We start from the raw sequence: 18,772 nt of genomic DNA on the forward strand, positions 1-18,772 counted from the left end.
GCGCGTGCTCATAGGCTTAGCAGCAGGGCGTCAATGGCGCGGCTCACGCGGTGGATCGATTCCTCGGCCATCAGCATGACGAGATGCGCGCGAAAGCGTTGATCTTCGAGCGCGAAATTGACCTCCACGAGCAGCGCGAGATCCCAGGCGAGCATGCCGGGCTGGAACACCTCGTCGAGCATGATGGCCAGGCCGAGCAGCCCCGGCTGCGAGAACACGGGCATGCGCCCGAGCTGGTCGAGCATCGACGAAACGCACGCGCCGCAGAGCACGTTGGCCACGTCGAAGATGAGCTCCTGCCCGGTGAGCACGTCGCGCGCGGATGGCGGACCGCCGACCAGCGCGCCCAGCTCGTCGATCTCGCCGCTGCGGCAGATCACGAGCGCCTCGCCCTTGATCTCGGAGCGAAAACCCTGGCGCACCGCCGTGACCGGACCGTCGATGCCGGTCATCTCACGCAGCGCCTGCGCGGCCTCGCTCACGGCGACCACGCGCACGCGCGGCACCGAGAGTTCGATGAACGCGTCGAGGAGCCCCGACAGGCGCGTTGCAGCCTGGCCCATGCCGAGATTGGCGATCTCCTGGAGCGCGTCGCGCTGCATTTCCGTGAACACTTGATCAGGCATACAACCCGTACTCCCTGAGGATGGGCAGCAGCGCTTTCTGCGTAACCGGCTTCGGCACGAACGCCATCGCGCCGAGCGCGAGCGCGCGCTCCTGGGCGCGCGGCTGGACATCGGCGGAAACCACGATCACGAATGTGTTCAGGTCCTCGTGCTGCATGGCTTCGAGCACCTGGAAGCCCGTCATGCCGGGCATCGTGAGGTCGAGAAACATGACCGGCGCACGGCCGGCGCGGTAGAGCGCCAGCGCGTCCTGTCCGTTCGACGCGTAGGTAATTTCGACATCCCAGTCTTCGGGCAGCGCCTTCGTGAGCACCTTGCGGGCCAGCAGCGAATCGTCGGCGATCACGATGGGCAAAGACATGGTTATGCGAATTGAGTGGGCGTTGAACGGAATGCGTTAAAGCGTATTAACGGCCGCGAGCGCGAATTCTTTAGCGAGTGGAGGAATATTTATGCGTGTCGCATGGAATGCGCGGACGCGAAGCGCCCCGAAAAACACGGCATATTGCGCGGCATGCAACGCCTGCGCGCGTGCACGAGATTAATCGTGGTCGCGATTCTCGAAGCAAATCGGACCAAATGCAACTCGCCGATAATCATTAGACGAACAAAAACCACCCATTTTGGGACCTTTTCGAAAATAAACAATCCGCGTTCGCATTAAAGACCCTCGATTATCCTTTTGTGTACGTTTGCGCTACGTGAAATGTCGCGCAATCAACGGAACCGGCGAGGAATGCCTCGAGCGCACCGATGTTCGCGCACGATTCGCGTGCCTCGCGGCGGCGCACGATACGCCCGCGCGAACCGAAGCGCAACCCCGGTCGTTTATCATGTCGATAGCCATGCTCAACGCTCCGCCGCCGCCTTCAGCCTTATCTCTACGATGAATCCCGACCGGCCCTCAGGGCCCGACGACCGCACGCCGCCACCGCGCGCCGAGGAAGCGCCGTTCCCGGCTGCGCCCAGCCATGACTTTACGGTGCGCCGCCGCACGCTGATCGCGCTGCTGATCGCGGCGATCGTGCTGCCCTGCGTCTACGTCGCCACGATGGCCTGGAACGACCTGCGCACGCGCGACGCCGACGCCACCGACGCCACGCTGCGCACCGTGCGCGTAGCCGAAGAGCACGCGCTCAAAGTGTTCGACATGAACGATGCGCTCGACGCGCGCATCGTGGACGGCGTGGAGGACCTCGACGACAACGGCATCCGCGCGAACGAAGCGCAGATCCACGAGAAACTCGACAGCATCGGCGGCGGCTATCCGCAGGTAGCCGCCGTGTCGATCTTCGGCCGCGACGGCGAATTGCTCGCGAGCAGCCGCTACTCGCCGCCACCGTCCGTCTCGATAGCCACGCGCGAGGACTTCGTGGGCATCCGCGCCGGCCGCATGCTCGACCACGTCTCGCGCGTCATGCAGGGCCAGGTGAGCGGCGAAACGGTGTTCAACACCGGCATCGCGCGCCACGACGCCGCGGGCGCGTTCGCCGGACTGGTGTCGGTCGCGCTGCGGCCAGGCTATTTCGACAAGTTCTACAACGAGCTGCTAGGCGACGACTCGCCGATGGCGCTCGGCCTCGTGCGCAGCGACGGCGCCGTTCTCGCCTTCGAGCCGCCACCCGGCGCGCGAGCCGCCCGTGCCAGGGGCGCCACGAGCGCGGCGAGCGCCACGCCTCGGGCTGCCAGCTCGACTACATTCAGCAGCGCTGGCGGCACGAAAGCGCCGGCCACCGTCGCGCCGGGCTCGCCGTTCGCCGCCGCGCTCGCGCACGGCCAGGAATCGGGCGTCGTGCGCATGCATTCGCAGCTGATCGGCGACAACGCGATCGTCGCGTTCCGGCGCGTGGGCGCGTATCCGGTCTACGTCGCCTGTTTCTACCGCACCTCGGCGATCTGGTCCGCGTGGTACCGGCACCTGAGCGTGCTGATCATCTCGATGTTCACGCCGTCAATCGCGCTGTGGTGCGTGATCTGGCTCTCGCTGCGCCGCCTCGCCGCCGAGGAGGAGGCCTGGGAGCGCTGGCAGGCCGAAGCCGCGATGCGCCGCTCGATCGAATCGGCCTACCGGCAGTCGCGCAAGATGGAAGCGCTCGGCAATCTCGTGGGCAGCGTCGCGCACGACTTCAACAATCTGCTGATGATCGTCTCGGCCAACGTGCAGATCGCGCGACGGCGCGGCGTGACGGGCTTCGAGCGCGAACTCTCTGCCGTCGAGCGCGCGCTCAAGAGCGGGCAGTCGCTCACGCGCCAGTTGCTCGGCGTCGCGCGCAAGCAGCCGCTGCGCAACGAAACGATTTCGGTCGGCCGCTGGCTGCCCGCGTCGCGCGAACTGCTGCGCGCCTCGCTCGGCGCGAAGGTCGCGCTCGTCATGGACGTCGACGAGGCCGTGTGGACCGTGCTCGTGGACGTCGCCGAATTCGAGCTCGCGCTCATCAATCTCGCGGTCAATGCGCGCGACGCCATGCCCAACGGCGGACGCTTCACCGTGCGGGCGCGCAATATCGCGTTCCGGCCCGGCGAGGGCTTCCCGCTCGACGGCGAATTCGTGCACGTCTCGCTGGAGGACACGGGCGTGGGCATGTCGCCCGACGTGCTCGCGCGCGCCTTCGAACCGCTCTACACCACCAAGCCCAAGGGCATGGGCACGGGCCTCGGGCTGCCGCAGGTGTTCGCATTCTGCGAGCGCTCGGGCGGGCTCGCCGCGATCGACAGTGCGATTGGCGCGGGCACCTCGGTGCATCTTTATCTGCCGCGCGCGAGCGCCGCGCCGGCCGCGCAGCGCGAAACCGAGCCGCGCGAACACAGCGCGAATCCGCCGCAAGGGCTGCGCGTGCTGCTCGTCGAGGACAACGACGAAGTCGCGGCGGGCACCGAGGCGCTGCTGCAGATGATGGGCCATCACGTGACCTGCGCGAACGACGCGCCGAGCGCACTGGAATTCGTGGATGCGGCCCGCGCCGCGCGTGCGAGCGACGACGATGCGCCGCGCTTCGACCTGGTGCTCTCGGACATCCACATGCCCGGCACGATGAACGGCATCGATCTCGCCGAGGCGCTACAGGCACGCGAGCCGGGGCTGCCGGTGATCCTCGTCACCGGTTACGCGGAAGAGCTCGAGCGCACGCGCGGCGTGGACGCGCGCGTGCTCTCGAAGCCCTTCGACATCGCATTGCTGGAGAAGATGCTGGAAGCCATCCAGCTTGAGCGCCAGACGCGCGCGCGGCGGGAACGGGACGCGACGCTGTAGGTCGGAATAGATACGCCCGGCACGCGGATTGCGTCATGGGTCATGCGGCACGTGGAAACGGCTACAGGAGGATCAAGCCATGAAACAGACCGTGACCGGTCTCTTCGAGACCTACGACAAAGCGCGGCATGCGCAAGAAGCGCTGCTGCAATGCGGATTTTCTGCCAGCGACATCGAATTGCCCGTACACGAGTCAGGTGTGCTGGCCGGCATCGAGCGGCTCGTGTCGAGCTTCTTCTCTTCTACCGGAGACGGACGCGCGAACCCCGGCGCATCGCCCGAACCCGTCGCGCCATCGGGCAATGTGCTGATCGGCGTGCGCGTCGCCGACGAAGCCCACGCGGATCTCGCCAGCAACACGCTGCGCGGCAACGATGCACTCGAAGTCGCCGTGCGCGGCGGCAACTGGACTTGGCCCGCGACGGACGCCGACCCGGTCGCGCGCGAGCACTCCGCCCTCGACGAACTTGGCCTCGCGAATCTGGCCGAGGCGATGCGCCGCCGCCTGGAGCAGGCCGCCGACGATAATGCAGGCGCCGCCAGCGACACGGTGCAGCCATCGCGGCCGATGAACGACGCTGAAGCCACCGTGCTCACATCGGCAAGCGCGCCGGGCGCCGGTGCGGTGATGGGCGCGCCCGCCGCCGCTCGGGCGACGCAACCCGCGGAGGCCGCCGCGCCACGCATTCCCGACGAGTTCATCGAGTACGAAGAGGACTCGCACGACCACCGGGCGTCCGATGCGCCGGATCGGCCCGTGACCGGGCAGCCTCCGACACTTCATTGAGGGGCGATCGGGCGCGGCGGCGAGTTGCCGCCGCGCCCCGTCAGGCCAGGTGACGTGGCTTAACGGCCCAATTGACGCTTGACCCACTCGGCATAGCGGTCGACGAACGTTTGCAGGAACTTGCGCGTATCGTCGTTCATAATTTCGCCTTTTTCGTTGATCCGTGTTGCATCGTGCTTGATGAACATCTCGGGCTGGCCGAGCGTCGGCACATCGAGATACGCGAGCACATTACGCAAATGCGCCTGGGAAAGCGCCGTGCCAACGGCCCCCGGCGATGTGCCGAGCACCGCGGCCGGCTTGCCGGTCCACGAATTTTTGCCCCACGGGCGCGAGCCCCAGTCGATAGCGTTCTTCAGCACCCCGGGTATCGACCGGTTGTACTCGGGCGTCACGAAGAGCAGCGCATCGGCCGCCTCGATCTTTTGCTTGAACTGACGCGCGACCTCGGGGAAATCGGCGTCGTAGTCCTGGCTGTAGAGCGGCAATACGCCGATGTCGAGAAACTCGAATGAAAAATCGACGGGTGCAAGCGATGTCACGGCATGCGCGAGCTGCCGGTTCCACGAATCCTTGCGCAGACTGCCGACTACGACCGCAATTTGATAGGCCATCTCTGAGTCCTCCTTGGTTTCCTCAAATTGTGCGCGAAGCGCAGGGGAGAGAAACGCCATCATAGGCGCGAGAAAAATTCTCGGTGTGTCAAAAGGACGGCAGCATGAAGCGTGCGACCACTATCGACAATGTGGATAAGCAAGCTGAGCGGAAATTTATCCACAGATTTTCTGGACAACCTTGTGGACAAGTCCGCGCGAAGCCCGATCCGGCCGGACAAGTTTCGGGATCGAGGCATCCCCGAAGTATGCGCAATGAGTCCGTCGCCGCGGCGGCGCCTCGTGGTGCCGCCGCGCGCGCGCATGCGGTGCCGGGCTGGAAGGGCACGAAGGTGCGCCCGATGTAATGCCCGACTGGATCGCTGCAAGGAAAACGGTCACGCTGCCTGAGCAACCCTATGCAACTCGATCGAACAGCACAGCGATGTTTTCCGGCGGACGTCCAATCGCCGCGCGGCCGTTACGCACGACGATCGGGCGCTGCAGCAGAACCGGGTGGCTCGCGATTGCTTCGTATAACTGATTATCAGTCGCGCTATTGGCATCGAGCCCGAGCGCAGAGTATTCCGCTTCGTTGGTGCGAACCATGTCGAGTAGCGGACCTCCGAGCATGGCATGCAGCGCCTTCAGCTGGTCGACCGTAAGCGGGGTTTTCAGGTACTCGACAACCTCGACGAGTTCATTGGCCTTGTTGTACGTGGTCGAGACCAACTCGCATGTGGAGCGGGACTTCGAGCAACGCGCGTTGTGGTAGATCGTGATCATGGCTGCAGGTTCAGGACGTGAAGATCGGTTTGAATGGATTGGACATTGGAGGGGTAGCCGAGGCACCGGTTCGGTTACTCGGAGTGGGTGAGTTCTACCGGCCAAGCCAAATAGAAATGCGGCCGCGTTGGACGGGCTTCGCGCGGGTGGCTCATTTTACCGGTCTGGATGACGAGGGTAGAAGGCGGGGAGATCGTCGGACACCTTCGCTCCGTTTAATGGCATAGCGACAACCCGTCTGGAGGAACCGACGGGAGCTGATTCGATCGGCACTCGATACATGAGCGGACGGACACCGCAGCCCATGCCAGCACCTTTATGCGCATAAAGTCTCCGGCCTTTTGAAGAAATGCAACCTGGCTCACAGACATGTTCGCCAGGTTCAGACGGCAACAGAAATTGGGCACTCAGCCAGTAGCTATCTCGATGCTGCAATCTTTATGCGCATAAAGGCCGCCTGCTGACGACACACGACACGAATTGCTTCCGGCATGCACGCCATCCTCCCACGGACCTATCAAGCCAACATTCGGGGCAAATGCCGGCACCGCATCGGCCTTTATGCGCATAAACCTTGGCCAAACGGCCAATACTGCTTCGAATGCGATGAAAATCATACAACTGCCGTTGAATCGCAACTTAATCCAGGTAAAATCCAAAAGAATTAGCAAAAAGGAGAAAACCAATTGGCAGCAGAGATAATCGCAGTCACGCAGCAAAAGGGCGGGGTCGGCAAGAGCACGATCGCGATGCATCTCGGCGCAGCATTCCATGAAAAGGGAAAGCGTGTACTCGTGGTCGATGCCGACGGCCAGAACACACTGGTTCACTGGGCAAGCGCCTCTGCCGATGGCGAAACCGGCATCCCGTTCCCAGTGGTGAATCTTTCAGAGGCGGGCGGCCAGATCCACCGCGAGATCAAGAAGTTCGTCGGCGACTACGACATCATCATCGTCGACTGTCCGCCGTCAATTACCGAAAAGGTTTCTGGCGTGGTCCTGCTTGCGGCCTCCATCGCCGTTATTCCCACTTCGTCCTCACCCGCCGACTATTGGTCAAGCGTTGGGCTCGTCAAGCTGATCCAGCAGGCGCAAGTCATGAATGAAGATCTAAAGGCTGTCTTCCTGCTGAACAAGACAGAAGAGAAGCGCATGCTCACGCGCGAGCTGAAGCGCGCACTGGAAGAGCTCGGCTTCCCCTTGCTCAAAACCCAAATACCCACCCGCGAAGCGTACAAGCAGGCCATGGCCCTCGGTCAAACCGTCCTGCAGATGAGCGATCGCGGCGCACGGCTCGCTGCCGTCGAAGTACGGGCATGCGCCGACGAAATCGCGGCGATGCTCCCCTGACTTTATGCGCATAAAGGACCTTGAATGAAGCCCTCACAATTTGCCAAAGGTTTTCAGGCACGGCCTGACACGACGAGCAGCGAAAAGCGCACGGCGCTCGATCGACTCAATGCCATCGACGGCCTCGTCCAGGAAAAGCCAAAGGCACGTGAACCGGTCGGCCGCGCAAACCAGCCGGAGCCGGTTGCAAATACAGAGGAAGCCACTTCTGCTTCGACTGAAAACGAATCCGCGGAATATCGTGCGTGGCGTATCGAGCACGGATATCGTCCCGGCCAAATCATCGAACTGCCACTGAAGGCGATCAAGCCGAGTCCGTTCAATCCGCGTCACTTTTATCTGAAGGCGTCGATTGCCGAACTCGCGGTCAATCTCGCCAAGCAGGGGCAGCAGCAGGCCATCCACGTGATTCCCGATTACGCCGCACCGGGCAGCTACTACGTCAGCGACGGTGGTCGGCGTGTGCGGGCGCTCAAGGAAGCCAACAAGGAGATCGTCAAGGCGATCGTCGTCGATCTGCCCATCGGGCTCGAGAGCTACAAGCTTGGTTACGATCTCAACGTCCAGCGCGATTCGCAAACGGTCTTCGATAACGCCATCGTCTGGAAGCGGTTTATTGACGAAAAGCATTTCCAGAGCCAGCGGGAACTCGCCGACCACCTCGGCCTTGATGAGTCGACCGTAGCCGTGGCGCTGTCCGTCGCCAAGTTGCCCGAAGCCGTCATGCACGAAATGGTTGCCCGCCCCGACCGCTTCGGCTCGAACATGGCTTATCAGGTCGGCCGCTATCACGGTGCGCGCGGCACGGACGCCACGCTGCGCCTTATCAACCGGATTCTTGCCGACGATCTGAGCACCCGCCAGGTGGCGGACATCGTCAAGGGCCGGGCAGCGCCGCAAGAAAGCCCCAAGCCGGCCGGACGGCAGCGCTATGCCCAGCGTCTGGAGATCAAGCTCGACGGCGTGGCGGTGGGCGATCTGAAGTCCTACGGCGAAGATCGACTCGAACTTCGTTTGAAGGGTCTCACCAAAGATCGGCGCGATGCACTCCTTCACCAGATAGAAGAAATGCTGAAAGCGAAGTAATCGCAGAAAGCAAAAAAGCGGTCTTCACGAACGTGAAGACCGCTTTTTTTTGGGGGGAATTCGCCGCAAATCCAGCGTGAACCGGATCACCGCGAATGCTTGCGCTGTGCCCTCCTGCCAGCAACCGCACGCTATCCGCTCAAGCCGCGCGCGACTGGCTCAGCGTAAAGGCGAGCAAATCGCCATCGGTGGGCTCGCCCCAGGTCTTGCGCGCAAGCCAGTCGAAGAATGCCGTATCGGCCAGTTTCGAGTCGAGGCCGCGGCGGCGCCAGTCATCGCGCAGATGCGCCCCGAGCGCCGGCAACTCGTCGTTCTCGAATGACGTGCGCGCAACCTCACGCTCGAGCTCGCCCTGCTCGTCGTAGAGCGCGCGCGCTTCCTTGCGCCGGTAGGCCGCGTACTCGTCCATCAGCCGGGCCTTCGGGTCGTCCGCAGCCACGCTTCCGGCCACGGCGCGCGTCGTGGCCGGTGCGCCCGCCGCGGAGTCCTCGACCGGCGGCGCGTAGCCCTTCTTCAATGCATCCTTGAACAGCGCTGCGGCGCTGCGCACAGGCGGCAGACTCGTGCTGCGCATGCGCTGCTCGGTCAACTGGAGCGCCGCACGAATACGGTTTTCCTCGCTGTCGGCGTAAAGCGACTGCGCTTCCTTCAGCGGAATGCCGATCTTGACCATGCGGTCGACAAGCGTGCTGTCAAAAACGTTCGGATGCTCGTCGAGCGCGAGCATGGGCTGCTTGCGCTCGGTCACGCGAAACTGGATCTCGGCAACCCGCCGGCCTTCGCGATGCTCGATCAACTCGACAAAAATATTCGTGACCGCGTTGACTTCCGCGATGGCCGGACGCAGGTAATCACGCTTGAAGTACTTGTACTCGCGCTTGGCTTCGTCGCCGGCCTCGGTGTCGGGCGTGCCCGAGAGGATCGGCCGCCACCACTCCCACGTTTCGCGCATCGTCAGATGGCTCGGATTAGTGAGATAGCGCACGCAGATTTCGTAGAGCGCGAGCCCTGCGCTGCTGCGCAACTGACTCTGGAATTGCAGGCTGAGCCGGGCATACTGGACCGGATCCAGTAGCTTCTTCTTGATCTTGGGCGCGAACGAGAACTCCACCCAGACACGGCGTGTGGCCGGATCTTCGAGAATTTCGGCGTCCGCAATCAGCGTGGAGATGCCCCACTTGCGGCCCGGCTTCTGGCTCGAGGTGCCCTGGCTCCATTCGACCTGCACCGACACCATGCGCCGCAGATGCTCCTTCACGAGTGCCGTGTCGTTCGAGTCGAACGCCGAGTTCGCGACGATGTCGGACAGGAGCGCTCGATAGGTGTCGCCAGACTCGTCCGCCTGCTGCGCGACGGCGAGCAGGACGTTGAAGAGCTTGCGGGTCAACAGGGTGATCTTGCCGCTTTTCGGCTGAATCGCGATCGCCTCGACGGCCTTGCGCAATTCCGCCGAACTGGGGCTCACCACATCGGTTTTTTTCACGCGCTTTGTGGCCATGCGTCGGGTCGAGGTGAGATTTCGCGAAAGGATACCGCCTGTGGTGAAACGCGTCTACAGGTCCCCCCTCACCATTGCGGGTGAAGCAGCGCCACGACACGTGCCTCACCACGAAGTGCTCCCGGAAAGGCTCACCTTGACGGTATGCGCCTGTTCGCCGGGTTCCCGACCGGCTCGGGGTTCCGGCTTGCCACCCGCGTTCTGGTCTATTCGAAAGGTGTCGATCGTCTCCTGAATAGACTCACCTAAAAAATTTCCTGGCGCAAACACAACGGCAGGCTGGAACCTCGCCGCCCATCCAGACAGGCGCAATCGATCCGTCCAAAAAGCCCTGCCGGTTGCAAGACCGGCTCCCGACACGCTCGCGATGGATGCAACACCGGGCCAGGCCTGCGTGCTCACGATGAGCCGGCTGTACAGACTTGCCGCACCACACAAAAAGCGCTTCCGATGCTCTGATGTCTTTACAGCGCCTCGGTCCCGCGGCCTTGCTTCAGCCAGACCCGAGCCGTCAAGAGAACCGCCAACTCCCGGCTTGCCTCATGTCTCCCGAAAAAACTCACCTTCGGCGCTGCATGGGACATGATCCAGCAATCCTTCTGGACAATGCAGCAAGCCGAATGCGGCCATTTCCAGTCCCGAAAACACTCACCTTTGAATCGGAAGAGGCCGGCTTCGAGCTATCATGATCCTTCCCGGAAACCCTCACCTTTCCTCCGGCACACCAAAAAAGCCAATAGATTCCTAGGGTTATCCACAATGTGCCGGAGGCCGCCAACGCGTCCTGCTGCTCCTGAAAAACCTCACCTCAAGATCTCGTGCGAGGCGATGAGCCAATCCCGACCGGGTGGCCAGATGCTCCTGAAAAATCTCACCTTTCAGAATTCACGGAAATACCAACGGCAGTCCCTTGTCTTTGCCTATCAACCTTCCGGCGTCCGGGAGCGCCGATTTGCACCTGAAAAAGCTCACCTGAGCAGCTTTTTTGGTCTCAATCGACTCCCGAAAACACTCACCTCTTGCGTATGCCGGATCAAGAACGGGGCCCGTTTCGCGGCACTGCGACAGGTTCCCGTAAAGACTCACCCTCATACATGGATGGCGTCGAAAAACATTGAGAATCCCTTCCAGCACGACGCTTTACCGCGTGAACAAGGACTCTTGCTCTCCTGTAAAAGCTCACCTCAAGGTCCGCTCAGGCGAAAATCCGGTCAAAATACCCCTCGGCTCCCGAAAAACTTCACCTTCGCCAGGCGATATTTCCCGATCTATCTCACCCCAGCGTCCAGGCGACGTCGATTGAGTCCAAAAAACGGCCAAATGAGCCGTCCCGAATCCACTCACCGTTGCAATTCGTGTAACAACGTCCACTATCCCGATGTAGCCGGGCCGGCATCACGCATAGCCCCCGTATTGACTCACCTTTGCTTCCAGGTCAAGAATCGGGTCCATCCCGAACCCGCTCACGTCCTGTCCCGCAGGCGCTCACCGCTTTCCCCGAAGCCCATCACCCGGCTGTCCCGCAGAGTCTCACCACCGCTCCCGTAAAACTTCACCTCATCGGGCTGAAACCCATGCCAGGCAAGGGTTTGCCGTGGCGTTAACGTCTTTTAACAGGTATCAAGGGTGTTTACTTTTATTACTCTCAAGTACCTTTACCCCGCGAGCCCTTAGGGATATCCACACCCCAACCAGGCAACAAAGCCGTTATTGCCAGCACATCAGCCCGTGAAACAACCCCGATAAACAGCTCACCGTTGGAAAACCAAGCGTTTACAATGGCTTACAGGACGAACTTGGCTTTGTTTCACGAAACGCCAGCCTTGGCGACATCAAAATGGGCTTTTGTGGCTCCCCGTTCATGTGAATTTCTCATCCGCTAAAAATCAGGGCAATAAACGTATCATTCAATACGTAATTTGTTATAATTCGATCCGTTATCCCTCGTAGATACGACCATGATTCGAGACGAAGATCGCCACGCCCTTCGCGAAGAGCTCGATGCATTGCGCAAAGATGGCGCAAGGCGTCAGGACTTGTCGCTGCATGCCTGCAAGCGGCTCTTTTTCGACTTCGGCATTCGTCCCTCAATGGCCACCGTCCGGGATTTGACCCAGACCGGCAGCGCCAGCGACATTCCGAAGGACATCGAGCTTTTCTGGCAACGCATTCGTGCGGCGTCGAAGGTACGCGTCGGCAGCGGCGCCATTCCACCCGCGCTGGAAGAACGCGCGGGCGAATTTCTCGGCGCGCTTTATGAAGAGGCCCGGTCGTTCGCCCGCCAGACCCTCGAAACCGAGCGCAAGGAAATCGAGTCGGGTCGCCAGGAAGCCGAGCAGGCGTTGCGCGATGCCCTGGCCCGAAGTCTCGCCGCCGATGAAATGCTTCAGCGCAGCGAGGCGCGCATCGAAGCGGCCTGGACTCGCGTGCGCGAACTCGAAAACCAGCTGGCGACGGCGTCTGCCCACGGCGCATCGCATCAGGACAGTCTGCAGGCAACCGTGCGCCGCCTCGAGGCCGAAAACGAGTCGCTTCAGAAGCGTATCGACACGGAGCAGACCACCAACGCCGGGTTGCGCGACCGGATCGACCGTCTGCACGAAGACATGCGCAAAAGCACCGAGCACTACGCGCAGCAAATCAAAGATGCGCTGGCTGAAGCCGAGCGCCGCGTGAAGCCGATGCTGGTCGAGCTCGATTCGCTGCGCACGATGTCATCCACCTGGCAGTCGGCGCAGCGCGACGCAAGCAAGAAGGAATTCGAATTCATCCAGCAACTGGCCACCGCCAAGGCCCGCGCGGACCGGCTCGACGCCGTACTGCGCGAGCGCTCGGACGAGATCGACATGCTTACGCGTCAGGTGGCGACGTTGCGTGCGCAACAAGGTGTCGATGGCTCGGTGGCCGGCGTGCTGTGCGCGCTTGCGCAGTCGGGCCGTCTTGGCAACGAAGATCTGGCGCGGCTCGGCACGAGCATTGACGCCCAGGTGAGCTTGCCTGCGCATTGCCCGAACTGTGATGACGGCGAGCCGGAGTTGGCCGAGGTCGATGGCCGTTTCGAATTGTCGTGTCCCGAATGTGAGCACACCTCGGGACTGGGCGCGTCGCGTCTGGAGGCCGTCGCGCGCTTCGCCATCGGCAAGAAAGATGCCCACACCGCAGTGAGGTGAGCATTTCCGGGAGGCGTCGGCCGCCCAGACGGTGAGCTTTTACGGGGTCACGGCGTGGTGCGAGACAGGCGGGCAGCGCCTGCTCAGGTCATGCTGCGCGCCTCAGTGCGCCTCAGTGCGCCTCAGTGCGTGTCGGGCGCTGCATCCGTGGCTGGCACGGACGCTTTCCGGTCGGCCCAGACGCGCCACGCGCGATGCAGCCTCCCGGCGGAAATCGGTTGCAGGAAGCCGAGCCACTGGCCGACCTGATCGGCATCCACACCGCGCTCGAACAGATCCGCCGCGTAGCTGTTGCGCAGGGTTTGTGGACTCGCGCGTTCGGCGCGGGTTTGCGCGATGCCCGCCTCGTCCATGAGCGCGTCGATTGCGCGCAGCACGGTGGCTTTGTGCATCGGACGCCCATTGGGCGAGCCGGGAAACACGAGTTGCCCGGGCAGGCCCGCGAGACGGCGTGCTTCGAGCCATGCCCCCATCACGTCGACTGCGAACGGCGCGAGCTGCGTGCGGTGCGTGAAGGCCGGATTGTCGGCTTCGATGGTGATCCATTCCGAGCCGATCGCGGTGGCGTCGAGCTTGAGCGCAATGGCGTCGCCGGTCTTCAGGCCGCCGCCGAGAAAGACCGCGACGAGCGCGCGATCGCGCCGCTCGCGCCAGCGCTTCGCGGCCGACTGTTCGGTGAGCGGCGCGAACAGCTGCGCGATCACGGCGGCGCGTTCCATCGCGGTGAGAAAACCGGTGGGTTCGTTCTCGCGTGCATTGCGCCACGCTGCCTCGCCGTCCTGGGCGATGAAGCGCGCGGGGTTCGTGGAGGCCAGTTCGATCTGGCGCACATGGTCGAGCACGCGCTCGATGAGGCGCAGATAGCGCAGCCGCTGCGGCTTCTTCACGTCGAGCCCCGCGACGAATTCGGCGATCGTGCCAGTGTCCACCGAAATAATCGTCTTGCGCCTGAGCGCGAGCCATTCGAGGAAGCGTCCCCATTGCACGCGGTAGACGTCGGCGGACGACTGGCGCAAGTCCTGGGCCGCGAGCCAGGCATCGAAGGCGGCGACCGGGTCGTCTTGCCAGTCCTTGCGCTGCTGGTCGAAGAGATCGCGGGAGGATTGGGAGGCGCTCATCACTATGCTTCCGTTAGTTGCGTAGCAGGAAGGCATTCTAGCGAATTCCCGTTGTTGCGGGACTCATACCCTGCTCGTCAGCCGCCCCAGGCGCGCGGCCGCTTTGCGGTGGCTTGCCGCTGGGCGTCGCGTCGGGCCGCTTCCGCGCTTTGGGCCGCCCGCTCGTAGGCGTCGACGGCGAAGGCGAATACGGCCGGCAGGGCATTGGACTGGCCGAAATGAACCGTTTCGTCGGTTTCCGGATACGCGAGATCACCCGGACGCTGGAACAGGCCGAGCATGAGCCCGTCGTGACGGCTCGCGAACCCGAGGTCGGCGAGCGCTTCCGCTTCGATCGCATGCAGCAGGCGCCAGCTCAGCGGCACCTGCTGGGCGATATAGCGCTGCGCGATGTTGCGCACGATCTGTTCGAGGTCGCGTGCGGCTGCCTGAAAACGCAAGGCGGCCAACGCTTGCTCATTCGGAATTGGCGAGGTCTGCATGGGCTCTCCGGTCGTTCTTTTTACTGTATGAATATACAGTAGTCGGCGCGTTCGCGCAGCCTCATCCGTTCAGCCATGAATTCCGCCGTGAATTCAGCCGTGAATCACGACCAGCAGCGCACGCGCCTCGCCCTTGCCCACGTTGCGGATCGCATGCGGCTGGTCAGCGATATAGCGCGCCGTGTCCGCGCTCTTCAGGCGCTCGTGTGCGCTGGCCGCCTCCACCTCGATCGTGCCCTGCAGCACGGTGAGATGCTCGCGCGTGCCGGGCTCGTGCGCGCCCGACACTAGCGCGCCGCCCGGCTTGAGCGTGAGCTCGTACCACTCGAAATGGCCGGCAAGCTCGATCGGCCCCCACACGCGCAGCTGATAGCCGGCCTCGTGGCCGTGCAGGGTCGGGATGTCGTGGGGCCCGGCTACCGCGATGGCGTCGGGCGCGCGCGGCGCGGCGAACAGCGAGTCGAGCTTCACGCCCAGCGCGTTCGTGAGCCGCCAGGCCACGGCGATCGTCGGGTTTGCCTTGTCGCGCTCGATTTCCGATAGCATGGATTTCGAGACGCCAGCCGCGCGCGAGAGTTCGTCGAGCGTCATCCTGCGCTCGCTGCGCAGGCGCTGGATCTGCTCGCCCACGCGCGGCGGCGCGCCGGCGCGGCGGCGCCCGACCGTTCCGCCGTCGGGCCGGCCGCGGCGCGGGTTTTGCGCGGGCGGGGTTTGACGCCGGCGCCGGTGTCGGCATGGGTGCCGGAATCGGCGGCTGCGTTGCTCCCCGCGCGGGAACCGGATGGGGAACCTGAGCCGGTGCTTGCCATGGACTGCCTCATCGATTAAAGTTGTTCGACATACCGAACACAAGTTCGGAAAAACGAATAAATTCGCCTGGAGCTGACGGCGACTATACCAGCCGCGGCTCCCCATGTGAGGAGCACGATGCAATGAGCACTTCCAGCCTGTCCAACACGCCCTGGCTCGATCATCTGCGCGCGACGCTCGACCAGATTCGCGCCGATGGTTTCTACAAGAGCGAGCGCGTGATCGCGACGCCGCAGTCGTCGTCCATCGGACTCGCCGACGGCCGCGACGTGCTGAACTTCTGCGCGAACAATTACCTGGGTCTCGCGAACGACGCGCGCCTGATCGCCGCCGCGAAGGACGGGCTCGATCGCGACGGCTTCGGCATGGCCTCGGTGCGCTTCATTTGCGGCACGCAGACGGTGCACAAGCAGCTCGAAAGCGCGCTTTCCGCATTCCTGCAGACGGAAGACTGCATTCTTTATTCGAGCTGCTTCGACGCCAACGGCGGCCTCTTCGAAACGCTGCTCGGCGAGGAAGACGCGATCATCAGCGACGAGCTCAACCACGCGAGCATCATCGACGGCGTGCGGCTCTCGAAGGCGCGCCGCTACCGCTACAAGAACAACGATCTCGCCGATCTCGAAGCGAAGCTGCGCGAAGCCGATGAAGCCGGCGCGCGCTACAAGCTCATCGCGACCGACGGCGTGTTCTCGATGGACGGCATCATCGCGGACCTGAAGGGCATCTGCGATCTGGCCGACCGCTACGACGCGCTCGTGATGGTCGACGACTCGCACGCCGTGGGCTTCATCGGCGCGCATGGCCGCGGCACGCCCGAGCACTGCGGCGTGGCGCAGCGCGTGGACATCGTCAGTGGCACGCTCGGCAAGGCGCTCGGCGGCGCGTCGGGCGGCTACGTGGCGGCGAAGAAGGAAGTGATCGAGTTGCTGCGCCAGCGCTCGCGTCCGTACCTGTTCTCGAACACCCTCACGCCGAGCATCGCGGCCGCATCGCTCGCGGTGCTCGAGCTGATCGCGAGCGACGAAGGCGCACAACTGCGCGCGCGCGTGCAGGCCAATGGCGCGCATTTCCGCCGCGAGATGAGCGCACTCGGCTTCACGCTCGTGCCCGGCGAGCACCCGATCATTCCCGTGATGCTGGGCGACGCGCGGGTGGCCGCGCAGATGGCCGAGGCGCTGCTGAACGAAGGCGTCTACGTGATCGGCTTTTCGTATCCGGTCGTGCCCAAGGGCCGCGCGCGCATCCGCACGCAGATGAGCGCGGCGCACACGCCCGAGCAGATCGATCGCGCGGTGGCCGCGTTTGCGCGCACCGGCAAGCAGCTTGGCGTGATTTGAACAGGATGGCGAAATAACATGAAAGCGCTTGCCAAACTCGAACGCGCGCCCGGGCTCACGCTGACCCGCGTGAAGAAGCCCGAAGTCGGCCACAACGACGTGATGATCAAGATCCGCCGCACTGCGATCTGCGGCACCGATATCCATATCTGGAAGTGGGACGACTGGGCGCAGAAAACCATTCCGGTGCCCATGCATGTGGGCCACGAATACGTGGGCGAGATCGTCGAGATGGGCCAGGAGGTGCGCGGCTTTGCCATTGGCGACCGCGTCTCGGGCGAAGGCCATATCACCTGCGGCTTTTGCCGCAACTGCCGCGCGGGGCGTCGTCATCTGTGCCGCAACACCACGGGCGTGGGCGTGAATCGTGAAGGCGCGTTTGCCGAATATCTCGTGATTCCGGCCTTCAACGCCTTCAAGATTCCGCCTGAAATCTCCGACGATCTCGCTGCGATCTTCGACCCGTTCGGCAATGCCACGCATACGGCGCTCTCGTTCAACCTCGTCGGCGAGGATGTGCTCATTACCGGTGCGGGGCCCATCGGCATCATGGCCGCGGCGATCGCGAAGCACGTGGGCGCGCGCAATGTGGTGATCACCGACGTGAACGATTACCGGCTCGAACTCGCGCGCAAGATGGGCGCGACGCGCGCGGTGAACGTCTCGCGCGAATCGCTGCGCGACGTGATGAACGCACTGCACATGACCGAGGGCTTCGACGTGGGCCTCGAAATGTCGGGCGTGCCGAGCGCGTTCACGGCGCTGCTCGAATCGATGAACCACGGCGGCAAGGTCGCGCTGCTCGGCATTCCGCCCGCGCAGACCGCCATCGACTGGAATCAGGTCATCTTCAAGGGCCTCGAAATCAAGGGTATTTATGGCCGCGAGATGTTCGAGACCTGGTACAAGATGGTCGCGATGCTGCAGAGCGGGCTCGATCTTTCGCCCATCATCACGCACCGCTTCCACGTGGATGACTACGAAAAGGGTTTTGCCGCGATGCTCTCGGGCGAGAGCGGCAAGGTGATTCTCGACTGGACGGCCGCCTGACGCCCCGAGGGGGTCATTGCGCCGTCGAGGCCGCCGCCGCAGCATCCGGCGGCGCCTGCTCGAACTCTGCCTGGATGCGCACGTCGATCTCGTCGCCCACTGCCGGATACCACGTCGACAGCCCGAATTTCGCGCGGCTGAACCTGCCATTCGCCGCAAAGCCGAGCGTCGGCTGCTTCGTGAGCGGGTCCGGCGCATAGCCGTTGAACACCACGTCGAGCGTGACCGGCTGCGTCACGCCATGAATCGTGAGATCGCCCGTGAGCTTGCCGGCGGGCTTGCCGTCCACATCCGCCGTGCGCTCGAAATGCGTGCTCGTGAAGCGGATCTGCGCGTAATGCTCGACGTCGAGCAACTGCGGGCCCTTCACCATGCGGTCGAGCAGCGGCACGTTGGTGTCGAGGCTCGCGGCGTCGATCACCGCGTCCACCTTTGCGCTTTCCAGCGCGTTCGCGGGCCAGTCGAGCTGCGCGCTTGCCCGGTCGAAGCGCATCACGAAGCGCGTGTAGTGCAGATGGTCGATGTCGAACACGATGCTCCAGTGATGCGCGTCGAGCGTGTAATGCCCCGCCGGCACCGACGCCTCGACGGGACTCACGCTGTGCGTCACCACGCGCAGCGGCATGCAGCCGGGCAGCAGGCAGGCCACGGCCAGCGCAGCGCACAGCATGCGGCGGCGCGCTTGCGGCGTGGCCCTGGCGGCGGCTGGGGAGGTGTCCATTTCATCTCCATGGGAATGGCGGCGAGTCATTGTAGTGACTGCAACGAATTTAGTGACGAGCGGCCATGCCGTTTTATTCCACCGACGGCTCGTCATGTTGGAGGGG

General features: G+C 63.4%; 16 protein-coding genes. 7 read left to right on the top strand and 9 right to left on the bottom strand.

From position 1 onward, the window contains the following. Positions 1–8: 8 nt before the first annotated feature. Positions 9–626 (bottom strand): chemotaxis protein CheC, encoded by a 618-nt coding sequence (locus PWP93_RS18455; protein WP_421026282.1) that lies wholly within the window; start codon positions 624–626, stop codon positions 9–11. Then, a complete protein-coding gene (locus tag PWP93_RS18460) occupies positions 619–987 on the bottom strand; it encodes a response regulator (RefSeq protein WP_421026283.1) in 369 nt (122 codons plus the stop codon). The genes PWP93_RS18455 and PWP93_RS18460 overlap by 8 nt, the downstream gene beginning before the upstream one ends. A 525-nt stretch (positions 988–1,512) precedes the next feature. Between PWP93_RS18460 and PWP93_RS18465 the strand changes: the two genes are divergently transcribed. Next, positions 1,513–3,876, top strand: coding sequence for a response regulator (locus tag PWP93_RS18465; RefSeq protein ID WP_421045436.1), 2,364 nt, complete (start codon positions 1,513–1,515; stop codon positions 3,874–3,876). 79 nt (positions 3,877–3,955) lie between these two features. Then, positions 3,956–4,663 carry a hypothetical protein gene (locus tag PWP93_RS18470; protein WP_421045437.1) on the top strand — a complete coding sequence of 236 codons (708 nt, stop codon included), beginning with the start codon at positions 3,956–3,958 and terminating at the stop codon, positions 4,661–4,663. Positions 4,664–4,722: 59 nt separating this feature from the next. On the opposite strand, the gene PWP93_RS18475 is transcribed toward PWP93_RS18470, so the two are convergent. Continuing rightward, a complete protein-coding gene (locus PWP93_RS18475) occupies positions 4,723–5,277 on the bottom strand; it encodes an NADPH-dependent FMN reductase (protein ID WP_421045438.1) in 555 nt (184 codons plus the stop codon). 396 nt (positions 5,278–5,673) lie between these two features. Then, positions 5,674–6,042 carry an arsenate reductase (glutaredoxin) gene (gene arsC / locus PWP93_RS18480; RefSeq protein ID WP_421045439.1) on the bottom strand — a complete coding sequence of 123 codons (369 nt, stop codon included), beginning with the start codon at positions 6,040–6,042 and terminating at the stop codon, positions 5,674–5,676. A gap of 686 nt (positions 6,043–6,728) precedes the next feature. On the opposite strand from arsC, the gene parA reads away from it, so the two are divergent. Together parA and PWP93_RS18490 are read left to right on the top strand one after the other, a co-directional pair. Further along, entirely contained in the window at positions 6,729–7,391 is a 663-nt protein-coding gene (parA, locus tag PWP93_RS18485) for a ParA family partition ATPase (RefSeq protein WP_421045440.1), read from the top strand. Between the two features lie 24 nt (positions 7,392–7,415). Next, positions 7,416–8,477: a ParB/RepB/Spo0J family partition protein gene (locus tag PWP93_RS18490; protein WP_421045441.1), complete on the top strand. Its 1,062-nt coding sequence runs from the start codon at positions 7,416–7,418 to the stop codon at positions 8,475–8,477. Positions 8,478–8,616: 139 nt separating this feature from the next. Here the strand turns inward: PWP93_RS18490 and PWP93_RS18495 are convergent, their stop codons facing one another. After that, positions 8,617–9,975 carry a replication initiation protein gene (locus tag PWP93_RS18495; protein ID WP_421026290.1) on the bottom strand — a complete coding sequence of 453 codons (1,359 nt, stop codon included), beginning with the start codon at positions 9,973–9,975 and terminating at the stop codon, positions 8,617–8,619. A gap of 1,958 nt (positions 9,976–11,933) precedes the next feature. Here PWP93_RS18495 and PWP93_RS18500 point away from each other — a divergent pair. Next, positions 11,934–13,145: a DNA-binding protein gene (locus PWP93_RS18500; protein ID WP_421045442.1), complete on the top strand. Its 1,212-nt coding sequence runs from the start codon at positions 11,934–11,936 to the stop codon at positions 13,143–13,145. Between the two features lie 122 nt (positions 13,146–13,267). Here PWP93_RS18500 and PWP93_RS18505 read toward each other — a convergent pair whose 3' ends face one another. The 3 genes from PWP93_RS18505 to PWP93_RS18515 all read right to left on the bottom strand — a co-directional run bounded on the left by PWP93_RS18505 (position 13,268) and on the right by PWP93_RS18515 (position 15,375). Beyond that, complete coding sequence (locus PWP93_RS18505; protein WP_421026292.1) at positions 13,268–14,263, bottom strand: tyrosine-type recombinase/integrase; 996 nt, start codon at positions 14,261–14,263, stop codon at positions 13,268–13,270. Positions 14,264–14,340: 77 nt separating this feature from the next. Continuing rightward, a complete protein-coding gene (locus PWP93_RS18510; protein WP_421026293.1) occupies positions 14,341–14,745 on the bottom strand; it encodes a DUF2471 family protein in 405 nt (134 codons plus the stop codon). Positions 14,746–14,838: 93 nt separating this feature from the next. Continuing rightward, positions 14,839–15,375, bottom strand: a complete 537-nt coding sequence (locus PWP93_RS18515) for a helix-turn-helix domain-containing protein (protein ID WP_421045443.1) — start codon at positions 15,373–15,375, stop codon at positions 14,839–14,841. Positions 15,376–15,677: 302 nt separating this feature from the next. Between PWP93_RS18515 and PWP93_RS18520 the strand changes: the two genes are divergently transcribed. Beyond that, entirely contained in the window at positions 15,678–16,895 is a 1,218-nt protein-coding gene (locus PWP93_RS18520) for a glycine C-acetyltransferase (RefSeq protein ID WP_421045444.1), read from the top strand. An 18-nt stretch (positions 16,896–16,913) separates the two neighbouring features. Continuing rightward, positions 16,914–17,945 carry an L-threonine 3-dehydrogenase gene (gene tdh, locus PWP93_RS18525; RefSeq protein ID WP_421026296.1) on the top strand — a complete coding sequence of 344 codons (1,032 nt, stop codon included), beginning with the start codon at positions 16,914–16,916 and terminating at the stop codon, positions 17,943–17,945. Between the two features lie 13 nt (positions 17,946–17,958). Here the strand turns inward: tdh and PWP93_RS18530 are convergent, their stop codons facing one another. After that, positions 17,959–18,666: a YceI family protein gene (locus PWP93_RS18530; protein ID WP_421045445.1), complete on the bottom strand. Its 708-nt coding sequence runs from the start codon at positions 18,664–18,666 to the stop codon at positions 17,959–17,961. Between the last annotated feature and the right edge of the window lie 106 nt (positions 18,667–18,772).

Source organism: Paraburkholderia sp. A1RI-2L, from assembly GCF_048957375.1.
Classification (GTDB): Bacteria; Pseudomonadota; Gammaproteobacteria; order Burkholderiales; family Burkholderiaceae; genus Paraburkholderia.

What these genes read in the sequence shown, in the direction of transcription:
- PWP93_RS18455 (WP_421026282.1), bottom strand. Translation starts at nt 626, where the DNA reads ATGCCTGATCAAGTGTTCACGGAAATGCAGCGCGACGCGCTCCAGGAG.
- PWP93_RS18460 (WP_421026283.1), bottom strand. Translation starts at nt 987, where the DNA reads ATGTCTTTGCCCATCGTGATCGCCGACGATTCGCTGCTGGCCCGCAAG.
- PWP93_RS18465 (WP_421045436.1), top strand. Translation starts at nt 1,513, where the DNA reads ATGAATCCCGACCGGCCCTCAGGGCCCGACGACCGCACGCCGCCACCG.
- PWP93_RS18470 (WP_421045437.1), top strand. Translation starts at nt 3,956, where the DNA reads ATGAAACAGACCGTGACCGGTCTCTTCGAGACCTACGACAAAGCGCGG.
- PWP93_RS18475 (WP_421045438.1), bottom strand. Translation starts at nt 5,277, where the DNA reads ATGGCCTATCAAATTGCGGTCGTAGTCGGCAGTCTGCGCAAGGATTCG.
- arsC (WP_421045439.1), bottom strand. Translation starts at nt 6,042, where the DNA reads ATGATCACGATCTACCACAACGCGCGTTGCTCGAAGTCCCGCTCCACA.
- PWP93_RS18490 (WP_421045441.1), top strand. Translation starts at nt 7,416, where the DNA reads ATGAAGCCCTCACAATTTGCCAAAGGTTTTCAGGCACGGCCTGACACG.
- PWP93_RS18495 (WP_421026290.1), bottom strand. Translation starts at nt 9,975, where the DNA reads ATGGCCACAAAGCGCGTGAAAAAAACCGATGTGGTGAGCCCCAGTTCG.
- PWP93_RS18500 (WP_421045442.1), top strand. Translation starts at nt 11,934, where the DNA reads ATGATTCGAGACGAAGATCGCCACGCCCTTCGCGAAGAGCTCGATGCA.
- PWP93_RS18505 (WP_421026292.1), bottom strand. Translation starts at nt 14,263, where the DNA reads ATGAGCGCCTCCCAATCCTCCCGCGATCTCTTCGACCAGCAGCGCAAG.
- PWP93_RS18510 (WP_421026293.1), bottom strand. Translation starts at nt 14,745, where the DNA reads ATGCAGACCTCGCCAATTCCGAATGAGCAAGCGTTGGCCGCCTTGCGT.
- PWP93_RS18520 (WP_421045444.1), top strand. Translation starts at nt 15,678, where the DNA reads ATGAGCACTTCCAGCCTGTCCAACACGCCCTGGCTCGATCATCTGCGC.
- tdh (WP_421026296.1), top strand. Translation starts at nt 16,914, where the DNA reads ATGAAAGCGCTTGCCAAACTCGAACGCGCGCCCGGGCTCACGCTGACC.
- PWP93_RS18530 (WP_421045445.1), bottom strand. Translation starts at nt 18,666, where the DNA reads ATGGACACCTCCCCAGCCGCCGCCAGGGCCACGCCGCAAGCGCGCCGC.